At 43.8% G+C, this 23,146-nt stretch carries 20 protein-coding genes and 2 pseudogenes; 8 read left to right on the top strand and 14 right to left on the bottom strand.

The window, feature by feature from the left end; translation table 11 throughout:
* Nucleotides 1–273: 273 nt before the first annotated feature.
* From HRM2_RS21950 to HRM2_RS21960, 3 genes are read right to left on the bottom strand one after another with little or no spacing between them, the layout of a single operon-like run.
* Complete coding sequence (locus HRM2_RS21950; protein ID WP_015906228.1) at nucleotides 274–3,540, bottom strand: helicase-related protein; 3,267 nt, start codon at nucleotides 3,538–3,540, stop codon at nucleotides 274–276.
* Nucleotides 3,537–5,363, bottom strand: a complete 1,827-nt coding sequence (locus tag HRM2_RS21955; RefSeq protein WP_041273434.1) for a hypothetical protein — start codon at nucleotides 5,361–5,363, stop codon at nucleotides 3,537–3,539. The genes HRM2_RS21950 and HRM2_RS21955 overlap by 4 nt, the downstream gene beginning before the upstream one ends.
* Nucleotides 5,356–6,588, bottom strand: coding sequence for a DUF6361 family protein (locus HRM2_RS21960; RefSeq protein WP_015906230.1), 1,233 nt, complete (start codon nucleotides 6,586–6,588; stop codon nucleotides 5,356–5,358). The genes HRM2_RS21955 and HRM2_RS21960 overlap by 8 nt, the downstream gene beginning before the upstream one ends.
* 29 nt (nucleotides 6,589–6,617) lie before the next feature.
* Here HRM2_RS21960 and HRM2_RS28450 point away from each other — a divergent pair.
* Both HRM2_RS28450 and yjjJ read left to right on the top strand, forming a co-directional pair.
* Nucleotides 6,618–6,734 (top strand): annotated as a pseudogene (locus HRM2_RS28450) (IS91 family transposase); the annotation flags it as partial.
* Between the two features lie 140 nt (nucleotides 6,735–6,874).
* Nucleotides 6,875–8,212, top strand: a complete 1,338-nt coding sequence (gene yjjJ / locus HRM2_RS21965; protein WP_015906231.1) for a type II toxin-antitoxin system HipA family toxin YjjJ — start codon at nucleotides 6,875–6,877, stop codon at nucleotides 8,210–8,212.
* Nucleotides 8,213–8,311: 99 nt separating this feature from the next.
* Here yjjJ and HRM2_RS21970 read toward each other — a convergent pair.
* The 7 genes and pseudogenes from HRM2_RS21970 to HRM2_RS21995 form a co-directional block, all read right to left on the bottom strand.
* A pseudogene (locus HRM2_RS21970) lies at nucleotides 8,312–8,914 on the bottom strand (class I SAM-dependent methyltransferase); the annotation flags it as partial.
* A gap of 233 nt (nucleotides 8,915–9,147) precedes the next feature.
* Nucleotides 9,148–9,354 carry a hypothetical protein gene (locus HRM2_RS21975; RefSeq protein WP_015906233.1) on the bottom strand — a complete coding sequence of 69 codons (207 nt, stop codon included), beginning with the start codon at nucleotides 9,352–9,354 and terminating at the stop codon, nucleotides 9,148–9,150.
* Nucleotides 9,344–9,610 carry an IS66 family insertion sequence element accessory protein TnpB gene (gene tnpB / locus HRM2_RS21980; RefSeq protein WP_015906234.1) on the bottom strand — a complete coding sequence of 89 codons (267 nt, stop codon included), beginning with the start codon at nucleotides 9,608–9,610 and terminating at the stop codon, nucleotides 9,344–9,346. Before tnpB (HRM2_RS21980) ends, HRM2_RS21975 begins: the two co-directional genes overlap by 11 nt.
* Nucleotides 9,610–9,975 carry an IS66 family insertion sequence element accessory protein TnpA gene (tnpA, locus tag HRM2_RS21985; RefSeq protein ID WP_049770495.1) on the bottom strand — a complete coding sequence of 122 codons (366 nt, stop codon included), beginning with the start codon at nucleotides 9,973–9,975 and terminating at the stop codon, nucleotides 9,610–9,612. Before tnpA (HRM2_RS21985) ends, tnpB (HRM2_RS21980) begins: the two co-directional genes overlap by 1 nt.
* 73 nt (nucleotides 9,976–10,048) lie before the next feature.
* Nucleotides 10,049–10,453, bottom strand: coding sequence for a hypothetical protein (locus HRM2_RS26750; RefSeq protein WP_148214691.1), 405 nt, complete (start codon nucleotides 10,451–10,453; stop codon nucleotides 10,049–10,051).
* 45 nt (nucleotides 10,454–10,498) lie between these two features.
* Nucleotides 10,499–11,389 (bottom strand): hypothetical protein, encoded by an 891-nt coding sequence (locus HRM2_RS21990; RefSeq protein ID WP_232364120.1) that lies wholly within the window; start codon nucleotides 11,387–11,389, stop codon nucleotides 10,499–10,501.
* A 178-nt stretch (nucleotides 11,390–11,567) separates the two neighbouring features.
* A complete protein-coding gene (locus tag HRM2_RS21995) occupies nucleotides 11,568–11,915 on the bottom strand; it encodes a hypothetical protein (protein ID WP_015906237.1) in 348 nt (115 codons plus the stop codon).
* Between the two features lie 69 nt (nucleotides 11,916–11,984).
* On the opposite strand from HRM2_RS21995, the gene tnpA (HRM2_RS22000) reads away from it, so the two are divergent.
* From tnpA (HRM2_RS22000) to tnpC, 5 genes are all read left to right on the top strand, one after another.
* On the top strand, nucleotides 11,985–12,350 hold the full coding sequence (tnpA, locus tag HRM2_RS22000; protein ID WP_041272989.1) for an IS66 family insertion sequence element accessory protein TnpA: 366 nt from the start codon (nucleotides 11,985–11,987) through the stop codon (nucleotides 12,348–12,350).
* A complete protein-coding gene (gene tnpB, locus HRM2_RS22005) occupies nucleotides 12,350–12,637 on the top strand; it encodes an IS66 family insertion sequence element accessory protein TnpB (RefSeq protein ID WP_015906238.1) in 288 nt (95 codons plus the stop codon). The genes tnpA (HRM2_RS22000) and tnpB (HRM2_RS22005) overlap by 1 nt, the downstream gene beginning before the upstream one ends.
* An 859-nt stretch (nucleotides 12,638–13,496) precedes the next feature.
* Nucleotides 13,497–14,945, top strand: a complete 1,449-nt coding sequence (locus HRM2_RS22015) for an IS481 family transposase (RefSeq protein ID WP_015903809.1) — start codon at nucleotides 13,497–13,499, stop codon at nucleotides 14,943–14,945.
* Nucleotides 14,938–15,783 carry an ExeA family protein gene (locus HRM2_RS22020; RefSeq protein ID WP_015903810.1) on the top strand — a complete coding sequence of 282 codons (846 nt, stop codon included), beginning with the start codon at nucleotides 14,938–14,940 and terminating at the stop codon, nucleotides 15,781–15,783. The genes HRM2_RS22015 and HRM2_RS22020 overlap by 8 nt, the downstream gene beginning before the upstream one ends.
* 408 nt (nucleotides 15,784–16,191) lie before the next feature.
* Nucleotides 16,192–17,787, top strand: a complete 1,596-nt coding sequence (tnpC, locus tag HRM2_RS22025; protein ID WP_012662743.1) for an IS66 family transposase — start codon at nucleotides 16,192–16,194, stop codon at nucleotides 17,785–17,787.
* Between the two features lie 25 nt (nucleotides 17,788–17,812).
* On the opposite strand, the gene HRM2_RS22030 is transcribed toward tnpC, so the two are convergent.
* On the bottom strand, nucleotides 17,813–18,385 hold the full coding sequence (locus HRM2_RS22030; protein ID WP_015906240.1) for a DUF5677 domain-containing protein: 573 nt from the start codon (nucleotides 18,383–18,385) through the stop codon (nucleotides 17,813–17,815).
* An 86-nt stretch (nucleotides 18,386–18,471) separates the two neighbouring features.
* The gene (locus HRM2_RS25620) at nucleotides 18,472–19,059 is read right to left on the bottom strand and encodes a DUF6615 family protein (RefSeq protein ID WP_049770496.1); all 588 of its coding nucleotides are present in this window, start codon (nucleotides 19,057–19,059) and stop codon (nucleotides 18,472–18,474) included.
* Between the two features lie 347 nt (nucleotides 19,060–19,406).
* Here HRM2_RS25620 and HRM2_RS22040 point away from each other — a divergent pair, with 347 nt between their 5' ends.
* A complete protein-coding gene (locus tag HRM2_RS22040) occupies nucleotides 19,407–20,927 on the top strand; it encodes a hypothetical protein (RefSeq protein ID WP_015905485.1) in 1,521 nt (506 codons plus the stop codon).
* 25 nt (nucleotides 20,928–20,952) lie between these two features.
* Here HRM2_RS22040 and HRM2_RS22045 read toward each other — a convergent pair whose 3' ends face one another.
* Entirely contained in the window at nucleotides 20,953–21,195 is a 243-nt protein-coding gene (locus HRM2_RS22045) for a hypothetical protein (RefSeq protein WP_041273436.1), read from the bottom strand.
* Nucleotides 21,196–21,293: 98 nt separating this feature from the next.
* Nucleotides 21,294–23,144, bottom strand: coding sequence for a DUF4209 domain-containing protein (locus HRM2_RS22050; RefSeq protein WP_015906242.1), 1,851 nt, complete (start codon nucleotides 23,142–23,144; stop codon nucleotides 21,294–21,296).
* Nucleotides 23,145–23,146 lie beyond the last annotated feature (2 nt).

A 23,146-nucleotide genomic window follows, 5' to 3' on the forward strand; every position in this document is an offset into this window, starting at 1 on the left:
ATCAGATTCAAAAAATTAGAACTGGCTGAAACAGTAGTTCAAGATCAAATTACCATGCATTTTCTTCCTGATTCATTTTTGGAGAACCACAGGCAGTCTGGCAGCACCTGTAAAAGAATGCTTAGGCGTTCTTAAGGCAAGTTCCGGCATCAGGCAGGTAGTACATGTGGGGGAAACTTGCCGTGGCCGTTGGTGTGGGCGGAATCCAGGGGAATGCCCCTGCAGATCAGATTCTGCGGTTTATCCGTCAGCATTTTCAGTGTCGGAATTAGGTCAGACGTCCTCCGATTTTGGCGGGCCTAACTCGATCTGCAATTGCCTTGAGACAGCATCAACATCTGCGTCTCCTAACCTGGATAACAGATAATCAATCATATCTTCCTGCCGTGTCTGACCAAACACCATCCGGTAAATGACCAGCGATTTTTTAAGCGCCTGCAACTTTTCAATGTCTTGACTTAGTGGTAAGGTGGGCACATGTCTTTCTATGCGCGCACCGTCTTTGATGGGAAAACTCCAGAACGGTATGAGTCCCCGGCTTGCTTCCCAGTGTTCGTTTCGTGCCATTTCAAACATGTCAGCCCATGGATCCGGATGATGACTGTCGGTGATACAATCGGCATATCGTTTGGCCAGGTTTTTCCTGACAGCATGTCCTTTATAGCGATGAATTCGCCCTTCCCGCTGCTCCATATCAACAGGATTTGAAGGAAGGTTCCAATGGATCAGGGCATGGCAATAGAGATGAAAATCAAGTCCTTCCTGGCCCACTGAGGTTGAAGCCAGCACAAATGGCCAGAAAGGGGAGTTGAACGCTGTCCGGACATGATCTTCACGGGTTTTTTCGTTTCCATCATCGGATTGCTGCACGCCAAATCTCAGGGCAAAATGATTGCGCATGCTCTTTTTCCGGATTTCAATGCAGTGATCCGGATTCTTGAATGAGATATCATCCAGTTCAACCCGTGAAGTCATCAGGGACAAGGCTGACGTCATGGTATTCGCCACTTCCTGTAAAGCATTATCCGGAGGCAGATCACTCACGCCTAAAAATTCCTGCAGGATATGGGCATACTCATCAAGAACCGCCTGTAACCCTCCATCCACACAGTATTCAAGGGTGCTGCGCCAATAGGGCACGTCCCGTTTCATACCCCTGATCAAGGCCGTCACTTCCGGCCGGTTAAACAGTTTCCGGAATCCCCAGGCAACACATCCGGCTTTATTTCTCGTTGATTTATCAGAACACTCCCGAAGATCATCCGAGATCCTGCACAGGGATCTCAGTGCAGCGACTGCAGGACCGGCAAGGGCCATTTGAGCAAGCACCCATGAAAGGTCTTTCGGCCGCCTGCCCAGTCGCAGAGTCTCTCCATCCATGAGCCCAGCAGCATAGTCGACATGATCTGCCCAGCGGGAATCCCCCCCACCCTCATGATTCATCTTAGAACTGCCGCTCCAGATCTGGGGCAATCCCGCCTGCTTCAACCACATTTCAGCTGCAGCTTTGTCTTCCTGAATATCCAGGAGAATGGGGGCAGCCCAATACCAGGATTCATCGCTTCGTTCCAAATCCTCATCCCCGTCCGGTAATTGTGCCAGTTTTTCGATAATGCATTGTTCAATACCGGTAAGTATATCGGTGGACTTGAGGGTCTCTGTCACCTTATCAGGTCTGTTTTTAAAAAACGGTAATGGATCACCCAGGCGGGCCAGGGTGAAACTCGGATAGAGGAGCCCCAGCACCGGCATCCCGGTCAATCGTTCATTGCTGAAGGCAAACTGCAGCAGGGGTCGACGTTTCTGTCTTTCTTCCGCTGTATTCACCGGGTTTTCTTCAAAAGACCGGTACATCCGCCGCTCAACTTCATAGCTCACTATGGCTGCAAGAACCTTTGGAACAACGGTCCAGGAGGAAAAAACAAGCCTTTTGGTGATGTTTTTACCCTCACACTGTTTAAATGCCCCAGCAAGCTCATAGTAGGGAAGTGACGGTGGAGTCCACAATAACCGCCAGTCGCCGTTATCCAAAAGATCGACCATCAGTTTTCTGAGCCGGGCATTCCCCGGATCCACCTGCTGATACGACTGGATATCCTTCCAGGAAAGGAAAGCCTTGGGTGAATTGCGTAAAATTTGCGTAAATCGGGAATTGGACGACCCATTGATCTCCTGGACAAAGGCCTCTTTAAATTTGTAATGATCCATGAAGTTCAGCAGATAAGGAGCCGACTTCCAATACTCAATAACTTCGCCCTGGCCGATCATTCCGGAGATGGTCTGCATGGCAAGATAGGCCTTGATTTCAGAAGGGGGAAGCCCCAGGGATGTATTTGAAATTTCGGTCAGCATATCATCATGCCCCGGCATTGATGTAATGCGCTCGGTTCGGACCATCGTTTTCCGGAGCGCTGTTTCCAACTTCTGCTTGAGTATCAGCAGCCTACCCGAATCCCCATTCCCAAACCGATACATTTCACGGCGGTATTCTTCGATTATTAATTTTATTTCAGCACTGTTGCGGGGATTATTTTCAAGGAACTCAAGGGTGGCAAGAAAGTCCTGGTAATGATCATCCTCACCGGACTCCTCATACAATGTGTACATTTTATATGGCGTTGCAGACAACAAAATGGTGCGAACGTCAGTATCTTCATCCGTATAGCTGAATAGCTCCTGTGCCAGCAACCCGGCATCTGAATCATCGTTCAAGAGATGTTTAAAGCGTTGAAACTCATCCAGAATGACCAGGTCCGGCTCAAGTGCCTTTAAACAGGTTCCTGCCAGAATCGCTCGCAGCTCTCCAATGACCCTGTTTCGTTCACGGACCTTGTCCCTGGATAAATTCCTATGCTCCTGGTAATAAGCAAAGCGAGTGCATAGATCCAGAAACCGGCTGTGAAGATCAGGAAGGCCCTGCTCTTTTTCCCGGGCAATATACGTCTTCAGCCTATCAAAAAACAACGCCACAATCTGTGAATCCAGATCAAGGCCCGGTTTGTAATTTTTCAAAGATGCACGCCACCGGTCCTTATCCCCGACATCACACTGCATGACGTTGCAACAGGGAATGTAAGGAAGATCCCATCTCTTCCTTAACAGGTGGAAAAGCAGGGCTCGCTCCTGCTGAATGCCGGTGCTTGACTTCAGATCAAAAGATGTGCCGGGAGTAAAGGAAACAAAGTTTAATTTACGATCAAAGCCTTTGAGGATCGCGGGAAGCAGAGTAAGCCGGGAGGCATGGGCAAAGCCCACCTGCCCGGTTATGTTCAGGCGATTGATATTCTGACGGGCAATGTCTGCATTGGAGCAGATATAAACGATATCAATGCGATCGATATTATCCCACATATGGTCAATGGCTTTGGCAATGATACCTCTGGCCACCAATGTTTTTCCAAGACCCACTTCATCAGCAATCAGGAACCGATGGCTGCCTTCCGGGGAATGGTAAAGGCGGTCAAAAACATATTCAACCGTGTCGCGCTGAAAGGGCTTTAATCCCCGGAGAACTGCGTTTACATCCGGCCGGGTCGTCATGAAACCATCTCTTTACGGATCTGCCAGATGGATTCCCATACCGGCATGAATCCGTCCGGAAGCAAATTCACGCCTTGGTCAGTTTTATCAAGATCCTCAACCAGACGGTTGATCCTGTCCAGTTTTTCCGGACTCCGGGCCAGTGCCTTCACCAGGGATTCAAGGAGTGGAATTCCACCGGACGAGCTGTCAGAGAATGATCCGGCAATGCCCGAAAAACCGTGGAACGCTGACAGCTTCTCCATGGACATTGACGAATCGGCCAACAACAGCAGGAGCAGCCGCAACACCTGTGATTTATTTTTCAGCAAAGAACCCAGAAGCTTTTGCATACGGCCTTCCGGTTCACCCACAAGGGGAACTTTTGTGACAAAGCGCTCCGTGCAGGTTTGGCCATTGTCTGTACATTCCAGCTCAAAGGCAAAAAAGGCAGTCAGCGCATCCAGTGACACCTTCCCAAAATTCACTCCAAGTCCCCGGCACACTTCAAACGGCACTGCACGATGGGAAGGCAGGGTAATCGGCCAACAGCGAATTTTCACATCCCCGATTAAGACCATCTCGTTTTCAGAGACTGTTTTTAACTCCAGTTGGAACTCCCGGGTACTTTCAACCGGTGTAATCTCAGCAAAGAGCCTGGCGGACAGTAATGCCAGGCGAACCGCCCTCAACCTTTTTTCCAGAGCCTTTTGTATCGCATCCGGTTCTGCCGGTTCTGCCTCCCCCCTGTACTCCTGGAGCAGATCGGAAAAGCTAGTATGACTTCCCTCCTGCTCAAGCAGTTTACCAATCCCCAGATTACCCAGTTTTCCCCTGAGACAGACAAGAAATTCCACATTGGTATTAAAGGCAGCATCTGTAGCGTTAGCCGAACCGGTCCACACATTCGCCTTCCATCCGTCATCCATAATAAACAGTTTGGCATGGAGCCCCGAAAGCACCCCATCGTCTAATTCTTCGGTTTCAGCGTCATGATTTAAGGTAAAAACCGTTCCATACTGCTCCAGGGTTTCTGGGTTGATCGTTTCCAGTGATTCCTGACGAGAGATCAGCACGCAATTTTTTCTCTGCCAGACCAGGTCTTTAACAAAAGTCTCAGAAAGAAACGGCGACATGACCAGCACCCGCCGTTTGGGCGGCCCAAATGTGAAATTTTGATACCCCGGTATCCCCATGGGATGAAAAGAAAGTTCCTCTATCCCCCCAGGCGGCTCAAAAAAAACCCGTCGCACCTCATGCTGCATCTGCTCCACTTTATTGATGGTCGTCTGATCCAGAGAGGTCAGGCAAAGTCCGGGCAGCCGCTGAATAAAATCACCCACAGGATTGTTGACCGCGTATGCATAGACCCTTTTCGAAAGTTGTCCATCCAAGACAAGCACAGTGTCCCATGATTTGTCAAAGGTAAGGTTGCGGCTGAGGCAGATAAACCGATACTGGGTCGGCTCGGTTTCATGGGTATAGCGTATGAGCCATATCTTGGGATGAAATACTCCGTTAGCCAAAGGTGGCAGCACTTCGTGAACAGACTGTTCAAGATAGGCAAAGATCCGTTCCTGTTTACGTGGAACAGATATCTGCCCGGCCTGACAGAAGATGCTGATCCTGTCGGCATTGCGTCTCACCGACTCAAGCACAGCCAGAGGATCTGAAGTAATGCTGCCGGACTCGTCTTCCCAGTCAAAAAAAGTAAAGGCCAGTGGTGTGGTGAGAAGGGCATGAAGATCCAGCGAAAACGTGCACCCGATGGCATGATCCAGCAGATACCCCACAGGGGGACGGAGGGTCTCAAACATAAGGTTTCGATTGTGGGGATTAAGCATCTGCAGGCTCCTCTGTAAAGGCTTTCTGAATATCGGCAAGTAAGGTTCTCACCGTACTCCACCGATAATCAAGCCTTCCGGTCCCGGCTGCTCCCCCCCATAATTCAAGAGCTCTTTGATTCTGGAGTCTCGCCTGCCCTCGTTTCAAAAAACGCTCTCTACCACGGATAAAATTTTCAGTCTGACGATGATCAAGCAGTTGCTGGGGTTCATCTGTATTCAATGCCAGATCAAACCACGTATCGACAAATAATTTTGTCTGACTGGGAATCTTTGGATTCATGGAAAGGGCAGTATCCCAGAATTCTTCCCGATCCCATTGGCAAAACGTTTCTTGTCGAGTCTGGATCAGCTCAGTCCACAAAGTAAACTTCCTGGTGTATTCAACAATTCGGTCCTCTTGCTCTGAAGCTTTTGCCAGCAGATAATTATACAGCAACGCTGCGCCATGAATGGTCTCAGAAAAATTTTGAGCATGCTGTATGGTTTTACGGATTTTGCCGTGTACCTCGCACATCTGGGGATGCTCCCATGGAAACTGAGCTGAAGAGCCGGACTTTCCCTGGTCTGCCAGAAAGGCAAGAAAGGTACCTGGGGCATTATGCATAATTCTTTCCCTCAGGTAACCTGCTTCTTCGCCGGTTAGACGGAAAGAGATGTCTGCATAGGGAAACCCCCTGGGGCAAGGCGGCAATCCCGGATGCCAGTTTTGTCTATCCGCCTCAATGGCGTCATCACTGCCTCTGCCGGTCAGAGGTCTTGGAGGACCATTGGCATGAAGCGCATGATTGTATTGATCCTGTGAACCATGACAGAGCTTAATACCCCAGGCAGAAAGACCGCTCCAGTAGGCAGTGCTGGGAAGCCGTTTTAAAGTTTTACGAGCCTCAATGCCGATGGTTCCTTCCGGGTCATCAGATGCTGCAAGATAGTTTATCAGGCCCACTTCTTCATTTCGGAGCCGTTTAGCAATGTCCTCCTTCCCGGCAGCTTTAGTTGATCTCAACCGTCTTTCAATAGTGAGATAAATCCAAGGCACAAGAAGAAAGTAACGGGCACGTGTCTGGATTGTGGAAGTCCCGGGGAAAAGCAGATCTGCATAAGCGTCTCTGACAGTGCCGATACCTAGTTCATCCCGCGTATCACGGTCTCCCAATGCATTGACCAGGTCAAGGACTTTATTACGTTCAGATTCTGAATAGTCCAGCCAGGAAAAGTATGACATATTTGTATCTCAATATTTTTGTTAATGTGTATTTGTTCAATCAAAAGGCCTTAACCAAGGTCTTTCGCGCCCGTTTTCTTGACGGGTTGAACAAAGAAAACTTGTCGGTCCCAAGAGGAGTTCGCCCGGAATGGGTTGTCGATTGTACCCGGGGGCTTTCTCTATATATAAGTCATGTATCAAGCCAAACTGGTTTAAGCATATGAAATAATATATTGATTTTACGACATATATGCCATAATATGTGTAATTATTTGTTAGTCACTATATAAACCAAAATACAAGTATGAGTTATCCTATGCCGCTGTCAATCAAAGAGTATCTGAAACGAGGCCCTTCAACATCCAAAGAAATCCAGGCTGCAACCGGCCTGAGTCAGAGTTCAGTTGCACGCAGACTCAGGGAGCTGGGCGACAATATTGCACATATTCAAGATGGAAGATCAATCAGGTATGCAGCGACCTGCAATGCATTTGGCGTGAATAATAAAATACCATTAGGTCTGGTGGACCACCTCGGTAAAATCAGTGTGGTGGCATACCTTCGCCCGTTAATCCACGGTGGTTATCTTCTGCAACCCGTAACAAATATTTCTCCTCTACTGCTGGGTGAGAGTGGAAACGGGTTGTACGATGATTTGCCATATTTTCTTTACGATTTAAGACCCCAGGGGTTTTTAGGTAGACAGATCTCACGTAAAATGGCAACACACCTCGAAGCGTTTCCCTCTGATCCAAGGCAATGGACCAATACCCATATCGGGAAATATCTGATATCCAATGGCGATGACCTGCCCGGGAATTTTATCCTTGGAGAACAGTCCATCTTGCGTTTGACCCGCCGGCCTTATGGGGTAACTGAAAAATTATATCCAAAGTTGGCAGAGGATGTCCTGAAAGGGGAAGTTCCGGGGTCATCCGCTGGGGGAGAACAGCCTAAGTTTACCGCGTTCAGCAGCCTTTACGAGTCCCATGTTATTGTTAAATTTTCCCCCAAGGATGACACCGATATTGCAAAGAGATGGCGTGATATTTTGATAACCGAATATCATGCAGCGCAAATCATCAATGATAATATATGTCCTGCTGCCCAGACCAGATTCCTCGAAGCAGAAGGACGTCTGTTCCTCGAAACACAAAGATTTGACCGTTTGGGAGTATCCGGTAGATACTCAATGATTTCATTGCAGGTAATTGATAACGAATTTACTGGCCTCGGCCATAACTGGGTCCGCGTGATGGGTGCATTGAAAGAGCGGGGGATAGTACGTGATCAGGATGTTCATGTTGCCGGGCAACTATTGTATTTCGGGCAACTAATTCACAATACGGACATGCATTTGGGGAACCTCAGCTTATTCGTAGACGGGGAAATGTTTAAACTATTACCCTGTTATGATATGTGTTCCATGGGCTTTGCCCCAAAAAGTGTCGGCGAGGTTGGGCCATTCTTTTTTGATACCTCGGAAATTTCTGATCCGGAGCTCAATAAAAACGACATCACCCGCTTACGGCGATTGGCATATGCCTTCTGGGAAAACGTCCTAGGAGATGAACACATCTCTAGTGAGTTCAGGGCCTTTTTGAGCAGAGGGAATCCAGTGGCTTCCCTTCTGGTAGATTAAGAATAAAAACTGCCATTGAGTGAACGTTTGAACTGACGGGCCACGCCAAAAAAACTCGAAAGAGGCGGCTGAGTTGCTCGCGGTCCCGTCCAGTGATTGTTATGTTTTTTTACTCTCATGTATTTTACTTCCAGAGGCTACAAATACGCCACCACGATTGAATGATGAATCAACCTGAAAATCAGCAACTCTTGTTTCTATGTGCTGCCCAATTGGCCTATTAACTTCGCCTTTCCCAATCCACCTAACAAAATTACCTCTCACAATATACCAGTCCATAATGGCAATACGCCCATTTGTCGATAGCATTGATACTAAAATATCAATAACCTCTTTCCATTGTGGAAAACCAGACAAACCAAGATCACACAATATTGCATCGAAGCCCTTAAGGCTATTCTCTTCCAGAAACTCATTTACTAAACTGGATCCTAAATTTGTTACGTCTTGGTTCAATAACTTGATGTTGTCCCATTGGCTTTGGTCTATTTTGTTTTGTGCTTTGCCTAACATGCCCCGTGAAATATCAACACCAACGATTAATCCACTATTTCTAAGATATTGTTGGAAGTATTCAAAGTTCTGGCCGGTACCTACCGGCACATTTAAAACTGATTTCTCTTTGTTGAGTCGTAGTTCTTTAATAGCCTGCGACCTTGCTTTGTGATAATACTTTTTCGGAGAGAATACATCGTACATTCTCGAGAATTTGTCGTACTATGCAGTGACCTTATTCTGTTTTTCTAATTCATCTTGGGACATATATACTCAGCACCTGATTACACATAAACGCTGCTCTTCTGCGGTCGCGGCTTTTTGCGACCCGTAGCAAGAGCAGCGTTGGCAATTTTGATTCAATTCTTAAAGTGCCGTTTTGGGGGAGAGTTACAACAAAAAGATAGCCTATCCAGTAGATATTTTACTTTAGTCTATCCTCAATCAAACCAAGGCCAGGGCATAAGCATCCCATCATCATTGATATCATCAGCTTCTTGACCGTATAAGAGGATAATGGTATTCGGGAACTCTGCTTTCAGATCAGCAACACCTTTTTTAGAATAAAAAGCCGTAGTAATAACAAGCTTTTTTGGAGTGACCACTTTGTAGACTTCCTTGGTTGTATAGGGCCGCTCAATGGTCATGATCTCCTCTTATGGAAGTTGGCCATTTAAAAAAATGCTTCTCCAGCCTTTTGTGCCACAGGCAGAAACCATTCCTGTCCCAATAAAGGATTTTAATCATATTGCGTTTTCGATTGCAAAAAACAAACAGATGGCCGGAAAAGGGGTCAAGTTCCAGATGTTCACTTACCAGGATCGACAAACCGTCAATGGATTTACGCATGTCGGTAATGCCCATGGCCAGGTAGACCCGAATGTTGGATGAGGACAAAAACATCACATCCCCTTTAGGGTCAGAATAACCTTTTCAAGGACCACCGGTGAAAAATCATCCTGAACTTCAATGGTAAATTCAGAGTTCATAATGATTCGAAGAGAAGGGTTGCCAGTGTGCTGAAACAGCCGAGTTGATTTAACAGGCACTGAAGGAATCTGAACAAAGTCTAAGGGTAAATTTTCCTTGCGAAACCTATGCTTCCAGTATCTGAAACGGGGTATGTTTAAATCGTTTCTTCTGCAATATTCTGCCTGGCTTAATCCTGATGGGGACCAAGACTCTATATGGGACTTCCAAAACTGTTCACGTTCATCATCAGAAATCGATTGCTCTACCGAACCGTGCACCTGTAAAGTTTCCGTCATAATTGAATAAGCCTCCTGTAGTGTGAAAGTTGGCTTAATATGCCACGGGTGGGCAGGCATTAAAAGATGGGGTTTATAGGGCGCTTACTTCATTAAACAACGGATGTGAAGAATGCCGATACAAAACAGTTAAAGGTGCTAATACAGCTTTGTCTATATTGTTCACGATAATATTGTAAATTACACTTTGATCAGAATTTTTGAGACTAAAAATTTTAGACAGTTTTGGAAAAGAAAAATCTTTTATGTTTTTTGAGATAAAAAATAATATTTTCATCCCCCTGTTTAATCCTTCGTTTCTACCGTATTTTAATAGTATAAGACCAAGCCATAAATATTCTGACATGCGATGCAAATACCAAGAGTGAGTCTTGAGTGAATCACCTAATGCATTATTCATCGGTGAGGCAACCACACCCTGTTTTTTATGCAAAATGTGATCAGATAGACTGCTTACAAATTTTGATGTTTTTGCCATTCTTTTTAATTATTATTAAGTGAAAGATAACGATGGATTACCTAATCAAGCCTCTTCCCTTTTATAAGATTTAATTATTTCATCTTTTGTAGCGGTGTTTATGTTAGCTTTATCAATATTCAAATCCATACTGATTGAACTTGGCCCGGAAAATTTATCCCAGGGTTCATCTAAATGATTTAAATTTTCGGGGTTCAAAAACTTGCATCGTTCTGGCTTTTTGCCGTTGATCAATTTTAGCCAGTTTACAACATTATTTATTGACATTGAAATTAGCGATAATCTGTTGGCAATATGGATAGGGTCCCAATTACGTGAATATCTGCGAGGTCTAAAATTATGTTTTGGTGTTCCTGTTATTTTTTCTTTAACAAAAAAAGAAGACCCAAAGTCACTCCCTCCTAAATTTATCATTTTTTCTGGAGCTGCAGGGTTTCCAGGAATATCCTCATGCCCGACTGCGAGTTGAAACCCACCTGGGTTAACCCTTAAACCATGCTTTATGCTATTATATTCATAACTGAATGCTGAATCGGTATACTCTGAAGCGAATCTTGCCCACAACGATCCATAGCCTTTTATTATCATATCTTTTTTTTGAGAATCATTCCCAAAATAATGGTGAATAGCTTTGCTGATATTAAACCAGCTAACGTATTTTTCCTTTAACCTAGAATAAACGAACTCTTTCTTTGAGATTTTTTTTATAATACGGATAAGCTCACTGTTCTTGTAATTTAACATCCAACCAACAGTACATTGAGGAGACTGGACCGCAGAACAAAGTAATGCAAATAAAGTCTCCAAACTTTGGGAATATGCAACTCTGAGAGAAATTGCTGCTTTGTGCTTGTTTTCATCGTCATCAAGATTATTGACGTTTTGCTCTGCAATATATTGAAAATATAGAGCATCTATTCCATCAAGGAATTCCATATTTTTCAGGTTTAATTTCCAATCCCAGCAACTTACGGGTCTTTCGTCTATGTTAAAATGATATCCTTGCATGGTTGATAATCGTAGTGCCTGCCACTTTAAATTATTTTAATGATAAAATCCAAATTATAAAAAGTTGATTCGACAATATAATAGTTTGTCCTTGTTGAATGGAATGTTAACCATTTGGACCATCGTACTTCTGGTCAAAAATCATAAATATTCTGGTATTAACTTTCTCGATCCAGTCGAGAACATTTGTCATGTTCTCATCTTCGCATTCGATTCTTTTTAACCACAACCTGTAAGGCTCATTGCAGAATTTTATAGTTGGACAAATAAACCTTACGTCTGCTTCATGGGAAAAAGGATATACAGAGAATGTTAAGTCCTCATTTTTTTGAAGACACCAGTCCAGAGATTCGTTCCATGAACCATGTATGGATTCTGACATCATTCCATAGGTATATTTATAAAGATCTTCATCTGTAATTTCTTTGAAGAGTAAGCGCTCTATAAACCCCATCTTTTAAAGCCTGCCCACCCGTGGCATATTAAGCCAACTTTCACACTACAGCAGGAGGCTTATTCAATTATGACGGGAACTTTACAGGTGCAGGATACGATAGAGCAATCGATTTCTGATGATGAACGTAAACAGTTTTGGAAGTCCCATATAGCGTCCTGGTCCCCATCAGGATTAAGCCAGGCGGAATATTGCAGAAGAAACGATTTAAATATACCCCGTTTCAGATACTGGAAACGTAGGTTTCGCAAAGAAAATTTACCTTTGGAATTTGTTCAGATTCCTTCAGTGCCTGTTAAATCAACTCGGCTGTTTCAGCAAACTGGCAATCCTTCTCTTCGAATCACTATGAACTCTGAATTTACCATTGAAGTTCTGGATGATTTTTCACCGGTGACTCTTGAGAAGGTTATTTTGACCTTAAAGGGAATGTGATGTTTTTGACCTCATCCAACATTCGGGTCTACCTGGCCATGGGCATTACCGACATGCGTAAATCCATTGACGGTTTGTCGATCCTGGTAAGTGAACGTCTGGAACTTGACCCCTTTTCCGGCCATCTGTTTGTTTTTTGCAATCGAAAACGCAATATGATTAAAATCCTTTATTGGGACAGGAATGGTTTTTGCCTGTGGCACAAAAGGCTGGAGAAACATTTCTTTAAATGGCCAACTTCCAAAGAGGAGATCATGACCATTGAGAAACGTGAACTCACCTGGTGAGTGCGGACAAAAAAAATGATGGAAAAGAAATGTAAAATGGTCCAGAACAGTGAGGGAAAAATAAAGGAGCCCCCTCACGTTCTTTGGCCAGTTCGTCGATGGGAGCTCCTGCCACTATAACCCTAAATGGCAGGAAACATGATACCACTTGATACCCTCACTCGCCAATCGTTATTTTCCCTTCTTTACGCAATAGACCAAAAACTGGCAGAACAAACAAAAGAAGCCGGTTGCCCTATTGCGGGGGGCCGCTGCATTTTTCCAACTATCAGCGCAAGCCTCGAGGTGGCCCTCCTGAACTGCAAGAGGTTTTTGAAATCCGTTTCAGCCTGTGTTGTGGACGTGAAGGCTGTCGCCGCCGAACCACGCCTCCGTCGGTACGATTTTGGGGCCGGCGGGTTTATTGGGCTCCTGTAGTGTTGTTGGTCACCGCACTTCGTCAAGGGAAAAATCCTGCCATCACTCTAGAGCGACTGAAAGGGCTTTGCGACGTATGGCGTTCCACCGTCAACAGGTGGAAAGACTATTTTCTGAAGATTTTTCCCAAAGAATGGAGCAGACATCCTCTGTCAGGACACATCATGCTTCAGACATCTGACTGCTTGCTCCACGATTTATTAGCCCGTTTCAGTCAACGAGCATCGTCTCCGGAAGCCGCCCTGACCAGTTGCCTTCAGGAGCTTGCCCTGGGGCCATGACAGCCATAATTGCTGAGGGTGCTATTTCTTAGAAAGAGGTCACGCAGAAGTTGGGCCGATGGCAGGCGGCAATCAATCTGTTAGAAGGAGTCTGTTCCCGGTTTGGCCCCGTTTGCCCCCATGGAGGGGGCCGGAGGAAGCAAACCGAAAGGAGAGACTTCATGGGTAATACTCAAACATCCACCTGGCAGCGCTGGGGTCAGTTCCGGCTTGCTGTTATCGGAGAGCTGTTGTCCTGCCCCCCTGCCACGGGAGACCTGCAGCAGGACATCGCCCGGCTTGCACAAAAAGTTTACCAGCATCCCATCAATGGAAGCCAGAAGATTACTTTTGGAGCGTCGACCATTGAGCGCTGGTATTACAAGGCCAGACATGCCGATGATCCAGTGGCTGTCCTGGGCCGCAAAATCCGATCAGATGCCGGAGTTCGCTGGTCCATGTCCAATGCGCTTTTTAACGCGCTGAAAAATCAATACAAAACCTATCCCCGCTGGACCGTGCAACTGCACTACGACAACCTGAAAGTTCTGGCAAAAGGACAGCCGGAATGGGGCAAGTTGCCCAGCTATAAGACTGTTTTACGCTGCATGCGGGATAACGGCTGGTTGCGCTCCCATGAACCGGCCCAGCCCACTCAAGGGCAAAAATGGGCTTCAGAGCGCCGGGAAAAGAGAGAAATAAGGGGTTTTGAAATCGCCTATGTCCATGGGCTCTGGCATCTGGATTTTCACCATGCAAAAATCCGCATTCTCGATGCCTCTGGCAATTGGTTCCAGCCCATGGCTCTGGCTATCCTTGATGACCATTCCCGCATCTGCTGCCACCTGCAATTTTATCTGGCTGAAACGGCAGAATGTCTGGTCCATGGATTAACCCAGGCATTCATGAAACGAGGACTTCCCAGGGCTTTGATGACTGATAACGGGTCTGCCATGCTGGCGGAGGAAACCACACGGGGGTTAGAACGTCTGGGCATCGTGCATAAAACGACCCTGCCCTATTCACCATATCAAAACGGGAAGCAGGAAGTCTTCTGGAGCCAGCTTGAAGGGCGCCTTTTGGAGCTTTTGCGGAAGAAGAAGGACTTGACGCTTTCCTATCTCAACCAGGCCGGACAAGCCTGGACGGAGCAAGACTACCACCGCAGATGTAATCGGGAAATGAAAGCAACGCCTTTGGATCGTCTCATGAACCATAAAAGCGTTGCCAGAAAGGTTCCTGACAGCGAAACGATGCACCTTGCCTTTACACGCAGGATAACGCGAAAACCAAGACGCAGCGACGCCACAGTGGCCGTCGCCGGCATCCGTTATGAGTTGCCGGTTCGATTTGCCCATATGGAATCGGTGGTTCTACTGGCACCCAGCTGGGATAAAAGCCAGATAATACTGGTTGATGAAAAAACCGATACCCCTCTTGCCCGAATTTTACCCCAGGATAAAACAAGTAATGCATCCGGAAGGCGCCGATTCGTTTCATCTGAAAGCCCCCCTGCTGACCCTGTTGAGACCCATGAACAACCTGCTTTGTTAAAAAAGTGGATGGCTGATTACGCAGCCTCGGGCCTGCCCCCTGCTTACCTTCCCAAGGAGGAGATTTCTATTGAATAACATCGATATCCAAAGCCTGTACGGCCTTAAATATAACCCTTTCTTACCCAATATACCCAAAGAGGCCCTTTATGCTCTGCCGGGATCGGAGATTTTTGAACTCAGGATACGCTCCATGGCAGAGCAGGGAGGCTTCGCCCTGATTACCGGAGAGCCGGGACTCGGCAAAAGCAAAACCCTACATAAAATGGCCTGCAGTCTGGAAAGAATCCCCGATCTAACCGTAGGCGTTATGCAGCGGCCCCAAAGCAAGCTAGGAGATTTTTACAGGGAATTGGGTGAATTGTTTAACGTAGCGCTTTCTCCCGCCAATCGGTATGGCGGGTTCAAGATGCTGCGTGAACGCTGGATACACCACTGCCAAACCACCTTATTTAAACCGGTTCTGCTTATTGATGAGGCTCAGCATGTCTCAGATGAATGTCTGACAGAACTTCGGATACTCCAGAGTCATCAATTTGACTCAAAAAACCTGTTGTTTACCGTTTTATGCGGTGACAACAGACTCCCAGAAAGGTTCCGGTCGCCGGAACTGCTACCCCTTGGAAGCCGAATCGGCCCAAGATTGGTGCTTGAACCCCTGAGCCCAGAGCAGCTTCAGAATTATCTACGATTTGCACTGGACCAGGCGGGAAACAGTCAGTTAATGTCCGATGAATTGATTCGTACCTTGGCCAGTCATGCGGCCAACAATCTCAGGGTGCTCAACCAGATGGCGGCTGAATTACTTAATGCTGCCGCTATAAAGGAATTGCCTGTGATTGACGAATCTTTGTTCTTCCAAATATTCTCACCCAGTAGATCCAGGCCCCGGCAAAATCAGAAAGATCCTTTCTGATTGATGGCTTGCTGATCATCAGGGGAATACCGATTGCCCGGTGAAACGGAAGCAGGCTCTGCTGGGGAGCAACCTGCCGAGGGATAGCCGGGTGCAGGAGGCATTGAATAATGCCCTAAATGATGGGGGAGGAGCGGTTATTGATTGCCGCTCCTCCTCGCATTTTTACCATTATTCAAGCCCTTCTGCCTATGCCTTAGAAAACCCAATACCCATGCGCGTAGCGCATTCATCTTCGGATCCATCATTTTGATTGACCACCAATCCATCGATTTGCGAGTCCGCGCTCACCTGGTTGATGGATGGCCTCAATATTTATCAGAAAGAGGCCCACAATTCCTTGAAATATTCGACACTTTATTGATAATAAAGGTTTAAAATTTCAGCTCTTTATGCTATGTTGTGCGCATGATTATCGAAGCCAACATAGCCTCTGAAAAGGTTAATGAATTACAGAAAATAATCGATTCCTACTTAAGAAAGGAAAAAGAATATTTATCTGAAATCGACATCCTTAATGAACAAATTCGTTGTCTTAAAGACAAACTCTTTGGCCGTAAAAGTGAAAAGAAGCCAGTTGACGACAAACAACTCTCTCTGTTTGATCTACCGGAAGAAAATTTTTCGATAGTAGAAGAGCCTGAAGAGGACGATGAAATTGTTGTTCCAAGCCACAAACGCAAAAAGCGTGGACGCAAGCCCATCCCTGAGGACCTTCCCCGGATAGAGGTTATCCATGATATAGATGAGGCCGAAAAGCTTTGTAAATGCGGTTGTTTGAAAACATGCATTGGAGAAGAAGTATCTGAGCAACTCGATATTGTTCCTTCAAAAATCCAGGTCATTCGCAACGTCCGTCCTAAATATGCCTGTAAAAAGTGTGAAGGGGTTGAAAGCGATGGTCCCACAGTTGCCATTGCACGGCTCCCTGAACAGATTATTCCCAAATGTATTGGAACGCCGGGCCTGATTGCCTTTGTTATAACTGCCAAATTTGTCGATGCTTTACCCTTTTATCGTCAGGAAAAGCAATTTCTGAGAATCGGGGTAAAGATCTCCAGGGCAACCATGTGCAACTGGGCACAAAAAATATGCGAAAGTTGTGAAATACTTTTTGCAATGCTCAAAAACGAAATCCTTTCGGGACCATTAATCCAGATCGACGAGACTCCGGTCCAGGTTCTCAACGAGCCTGGAAAAAAGAACACAACTAAATCCTATATGTGGGTATTTCGAGGAGGGTCCCATGAGCATCCCGGTCTCCTTTTTGAATACCACCCCACCCGTGCAGGTGATGCTGCTGTTGCGTTTTTGCAGGGATATACAGGTGTTGTTCAGACAGATGGGTATTCTGGCTATGGCTTTCTGGATAATGAGTCAAATATCTCTCACATGGGGTGCTGGGCACATGCACGCCGTAAATTCATGGATGTCGTTAAGGCTGGTGGAACAAATAAGAATGGCAAACCCAGAGCTGGTGCTGCCGATCAGGCGCTGAAATACATCCGGAAGCTCTATAGAATTGAAAAAGAAGCTAAACTGATCGAGTTAACCGGTGAAGACCTTGTCCAGGAACGACAGGCAAAGGCCAAACCGGTACTGGATGAATTCAAACGCTGGTTGGATGTCAAAATTGAAGAGGTTCCACCCAAAAGTTTATTGGGAAAAGCTATTGGCTACGCCTTAAATCAGTGGCACAGACTCATTGTATATGTCGAAACGAGTCATGTAACCCCTGACAACAATATGGCTGAAAACAGCATCAGGCCCTTTACGATAGGTCGAAAAAATTGGTTATTTTCGGGAGCACCAGAGGGAGCAACCGCCAGTGCAGGAATCTACAGCCTTATTGAAACTGCCAAAGCAAATGGCCTTGAGCCATATTGGTATCTTCGCTTCCTTTTTGAAAATCTTCCCCAGGCCATGACTGAGGCAGATTATAAAGCCTTGTTGCCACAGTATCTGACACCGTCCCAACTCTCAGGCCCACCTAAAATCTCATAATTTGCCTGTGCTGACAAGGTGCGGTTTATAGAGCGCTTACTTTGAAGATATCAAAGAAGGTCTTTCCTTCTAGCCGCCATCTATTTTTCTTTTGACGTTTAAAATCATCTTCGGCAAAGCCTTCCTGGTCCATTTTATCCTGTACTGATTTAAGTAACCGTTTACCAGCTTTTGTTTCAAAAAAACGAGACCCCTCTTTTAATTCGCGCAAAATTCTTAAGCGATCTTTATATGAACATTTCCGGTAGTCTTCTATTACTGATGAGTCTTTGATTAAAAGATATTGAACAGTAATTGATGCCTCGATAAGTGGCCTTTCCAATATGCTGATTATTTCCGCATTGTCCTTTTCATAATAAATTACGATTTCCTTTAGGAGCTTCCACATTCGAGTTAATAAACCCAAAATCGGAGCATCCTCTAAAGAAAACCCTGTAGGATTTCGTCCAATATTTCGTATTCTGGTTATACAATCATATATTTCAGCCACATCCTTAACGAATGTACCTGTGAAACGGTTTATGTCCTTAAGGGATTTTAAACTTTTCGAAACGTATGCTTCGTCATAGCGGCTTATAATTTCTTGAATTTCATCCATTTGTGTGGTTTCGCTTATTTGTGAACGTTAAGTTAACCGGCTTCAACGAGTCCGTGAGAGCGTAGCGAACGGTGTTAAACGTATGCTTATATTTGTTTTTCTTCAATAATTGTAATATATTTCAATCTCTGATCATCGATTGGCAAAGCGCTATCAATTGTTTCATAGTCATCTTCAGCATTGTCTCTAATATCGTATGTTTTATTTATTAAACGAGTAACATATAATGGTGGTTGTTGTCTTAAAAAGCTCTTGGTGTTATTTTCTTCCTTAACATTTTCAATCAATTTATTTCTTTGTAAGTACTCTAAAGATCGTTCAGGCAAATCTCCAGAAGCGGGTCTGCTTTTAGGGCACAAAATGCAATGCATTGGTTTTAGATCGTTATAAAGAGAGTCGAGATGTTTAATCTTGCGTGGTAAAAAACATTGAACTGACTTTGCAGATAGAATTGACGTACCGTAATGCCTAATACTAGGTTTGCAATTCAAACAGATGGGTTTTGCCCTATGCCTTTTTGCATCCCAATTTGTATAAAGACAGTACAAAGGGATAACTCCATTTATAGCAGCATCTTTGATTAACAAATCTACTTGGTATCCATGTTTGTTTTGATGATATAGGTGCTCATACTTCAAGCTTTGTAGATTTATAATTTTAGCCTGAACTCTCATCCCTAACCTGGACGAGCCAGAACCAAAAAGGGTTGGCCAGTGCGGTTAACCTTATTCATATGAAAATAGTATAAGTCCGGTGAACGAAAACAGGTATACCCTACGCTCATTCTCGCAGCCCGTCCATGGGCTGCTGCGAGGGAAATGGCAGCTCTTTCAGCGTCCATGCTGACCGCTGCCATTTAACCCGCTTCGGGAGATACCTGTTTCCGTTCACCTCTGCTGTCGTATTTTAAAATTTATGGTTCCAGTCAGAAAACTAACCTCGCAGGTTCAAAAAGTTTCTATGATTCCAAATACGTAGTATAATAATTTCCAAAATATGCAGATGTTAAAGGAGGTTAATTATGTTACTGACTGAAAGATATTCCGATCAAATATCTGGCGTTTTGCACTGTTATGACCGCATTATTATTCAAGGTACAATTCCTGGAATCTGCTTTGCTGCTGGGATGACAAGTTATCTCTACATGAAGAAAATCAGAATTTTTGATTATCCAAAATTTGCAGCCCCTTTTAAAGACGAAATTCGAAACAATGCTGAAGACGTTGCTTCAAAGAATGGCCTTGAAATTGAATTTGTTCGCAAAAGAAACGTTCGCAAAGAAAAAATAATTGAAAAGGTCATTAATGAACGTGGTGATCATCCTGGCCTTGTTCATATCCTTTCCGCTATGGAGGCTTGTCCTTCCTATAGACCCTGGCATAATAAAAAAACTGGGAAAACCTACCTGAAAGGAACCCAGGGAAAATGTTTACATTATTATTTTTATTTGATCGATGAAGATTTGGGGCTTTGCTATATCCGGGTCCCTACATGGTGCCCGTTTAGATTACAAATATATTTCAATGGGCATAATGCCCTCAATTCTGCCATGAGAAAAGAAGGTATTCAAAGTGTAATACGGGACAATGCAATTTTTCAAACGGAGTCATTTGAATCTGCTCAAAAATTAAGTAACGATCTAAACATAAAGCACATTCATGAGAAACTCGATGGATTTGCAAGCCTTTATTGTCCGGCTGTCAAGCATTTCCCCTTGAGTTACCATTGGAGTATTATGCAGGTCGAGTATGCGACAGACATTGTTTTTAAACGTCAGGAAGACTTAAAACTGATTTATGAAAATTTAACTAGAACTGCTATTCACTCTGTTAAACCCGAAAATATAGCTACTTTTCTTGGAAAAAAGCTCCATCCATTATATCAAGATGAGGTGGGTAATAACTTTTCGACAAGGATAGAGGGAACATGCGTCAAATTCAAAATGGGTGCAAATTCGATAAAAATGTATGATAAATACGGCATTATTCTCAGAATAGAAACGACCACAAATAATGTCTCTTTCTTTAAACACTACCGTGAGGTAGAACATCGTGATGGAACAACTTCAATGAAATTGGCACCTCTGAAGAAAGGTTTATATAGCCTGGGGCCTTTAACCAGAATACTGTTTAATGCCAACAATCGGTTCCTTAAATTCATCTCAGATATTGTTGATCCAAGTGCTGGGATTAAAAAACTAAAAAAAGTTTCAAAGACCGTTGTCAAGAATGATCGGCCGTTTAGAGGATTCAATTTCTTCAGTGAGGATGACATGAAGATATTACACTCATTAATATCTGGAGAATTTACAATCAGTGGATTTCAAAACAGAAATATTCGATTAAAGCTTGGATCTTACTCAAGCAGCCAAATTTCAAGAATTTTAAAAAGATTGCATACTCACGGTATGATTAAAAAAATAGCCCACACTTACAAATACTATTTGACACGATTTGGCAGTCAGGTAATCACCATGGGAATGAAATTGAAAACCATGGTAATAATTCCTGAATTAGCAAAGAGTTATGATGAAACAGCATGATTTTTTTGCCATAAAAACAAGAAAATCAGAGATAAGAAACTAACCACATACCGCTACTACCTGTAAACCACCACTCCCAGTCAGCACCATTCAGCGATTCTGCATGTCGCGTGAATGAATTAATGAAAAATTTTTTACCTCCATTCTTTTTTAGGTTTAATATCAAAAAATCTGTTATTGATTCTTCACCTAACTGATATCCAAGCGTTCTTGCTTCGCGAAGTCTATTCCAGGCCCACACTGAATTTTTTAATAAGATTTCTTTCATTTAATTTCATTCCAAATATAAAACTATTGAAATCTGCAGTTTATCCGTCAGCATTTCACTTGTTGAAATTAGGTGTCATGTCCTCGAATTTTCAGAGCTTAACTTTTTTCTTCTTTCTTTGCCTGAGGACCATTCCCTATTCCGCATAACGATCTAATAATCATTCGTAATATCATCCACCATCCATAAATACTTCCGATACTGGATGCTGAATTGTCGTCGAGCAAACCGTGAGCCACTTCATTCCTGAGATTTGGGCCTATCGCATCGGTAAATATCGCTTTCATTTCAAATATTGCGTTATGACCGAAGATATTGATTGCTTCTGGCAGATCGATTAATGTACTTAAACCATTTTCATGCTCAATTCCATTCGGATCAACATTGCTAGTATGGGCTCCATTTTCTTTCAGTTTGGCTCTGATCATGTTTTCAAATTGTGGACACAAAAGGTGAATAGCATTAGCAAAATCATATTCAAAACCCAGCAAAAGAGCTTTGGCCGTTAAGCTCTCCCTATTAGAAGGCACAAAAGGAGAGTGATAACAAAGGGCTTTAATGAAATTATGAGTCACTCTGTGCTCCATCAAAATCTGGTTTAATGCAGGCAGTATTTGACCATTACACACAATCTGGATATCGATCATTAAATGCTGTTGGATTTGTCTTTTTATTACAATATTGTTTGCGGTTTTATCCTTGTTGGTTAAATCCATAGCAGGTGTTTTTGCAACGACTCTTCCATCTGAAGACATATGAGTCGAACCAAACAAAGAGCTAATAGGGGATTCTGAAATTGAATTCTCAGCATTTTGTTTTAATGAATTATAGTCAGGTCCACTGTACAAACCAGAAAAATATAATAAGGCTTCTTCTAATGTCTTTTTAGCTGCTACATGGTTCTGAGAGTTTTCAACCATTTCTTTAAGATCAATACCTGGTGTTTTTATTATACCCATTTCACTCAAAGACCCTTCACCAGATTTTGTTAACTTTTGTCTTAGACTTTTTAATTTTGAATCAACACCATAAGCAGCACGGTCTTTAACAGGAACACGCCTATATCCCTGAATTGCGTTTTCATAAAATGAATTTGCAACCATTTGTGAATTAGGGGATCTTTCATCGGCCTCTAGTTCAAAGCACTCTGCAATTAATATAAGGCAGCCAATCCAACCTTGATCATCTTTCGATTGCTTGTATTTTTTTGATGCCAACTCGAGGTAGGACCTAGCACAGTTATAATCAGATTTGCTTTTATATTCTTGTGCCTTCTCAAATAGCTTTGTCGCGATATCAGAGCATTGATCTTTTGCTAATCCTAACTTATCCATTAACTCAGCCAACCAAAGTGTCATAAAGGGACTATCGTTATGTTCGATACTAAAAGCTGAGTATAAATGTGTTTCAATTTCATCTAACGTTTTATAGTCCCTAATTTGAATGCAAATCTGAGACGCTCTTTTCCAGCACTTATCGATACCTATTCGCCACGTTTTTACAACAATAGGGTGCGAGATATATGCTTGAACTGCCATTCGAGCATGTTCTGGATTTTTGGGTTTTCTGCAAAGCCATAGTATATCTGCAATGCGGGCTTTTAACCAATGTTCATCAATTTCTTCAAGAATGTTCTCAAAAAAATTTAGTTCCTCTAAAGTAAAATCATCCGGTATGGCAGATCGCATACCTTCCCGAAAATCTTGAAAAACTGGTTTGAATGGTTCATTAATACTTTTCGTATCAAACATCATGGAACAAGTTCTTGCGAGCAACTCCATAATCTTTGCTTTCGAGTGTTCTTCACTTTTCTCTAACTCACTGGACGCTCTTCCAAAAGCAGATGAAATAGAAGAATATCCATGATTGCTACCTGAAGAAATGATTTCCCTCCAATTGGAACAAACAAAATCATTAGGTTTAAGATCAATTTTTTCCTTTTTTGCCATCC

The sequence above is a fragment of the Desulforapulum autotrophicum HRM2 genome (assembly GCF_000020365.1).
GTDB classification, from domain to species: domain Bacteria; phylum Desulfobacterota; class Desulfobacteria; order Desulfobacterales; family Desulfobacteraceae; genus Desulforapulum; species Desulforapulum autotrophicum.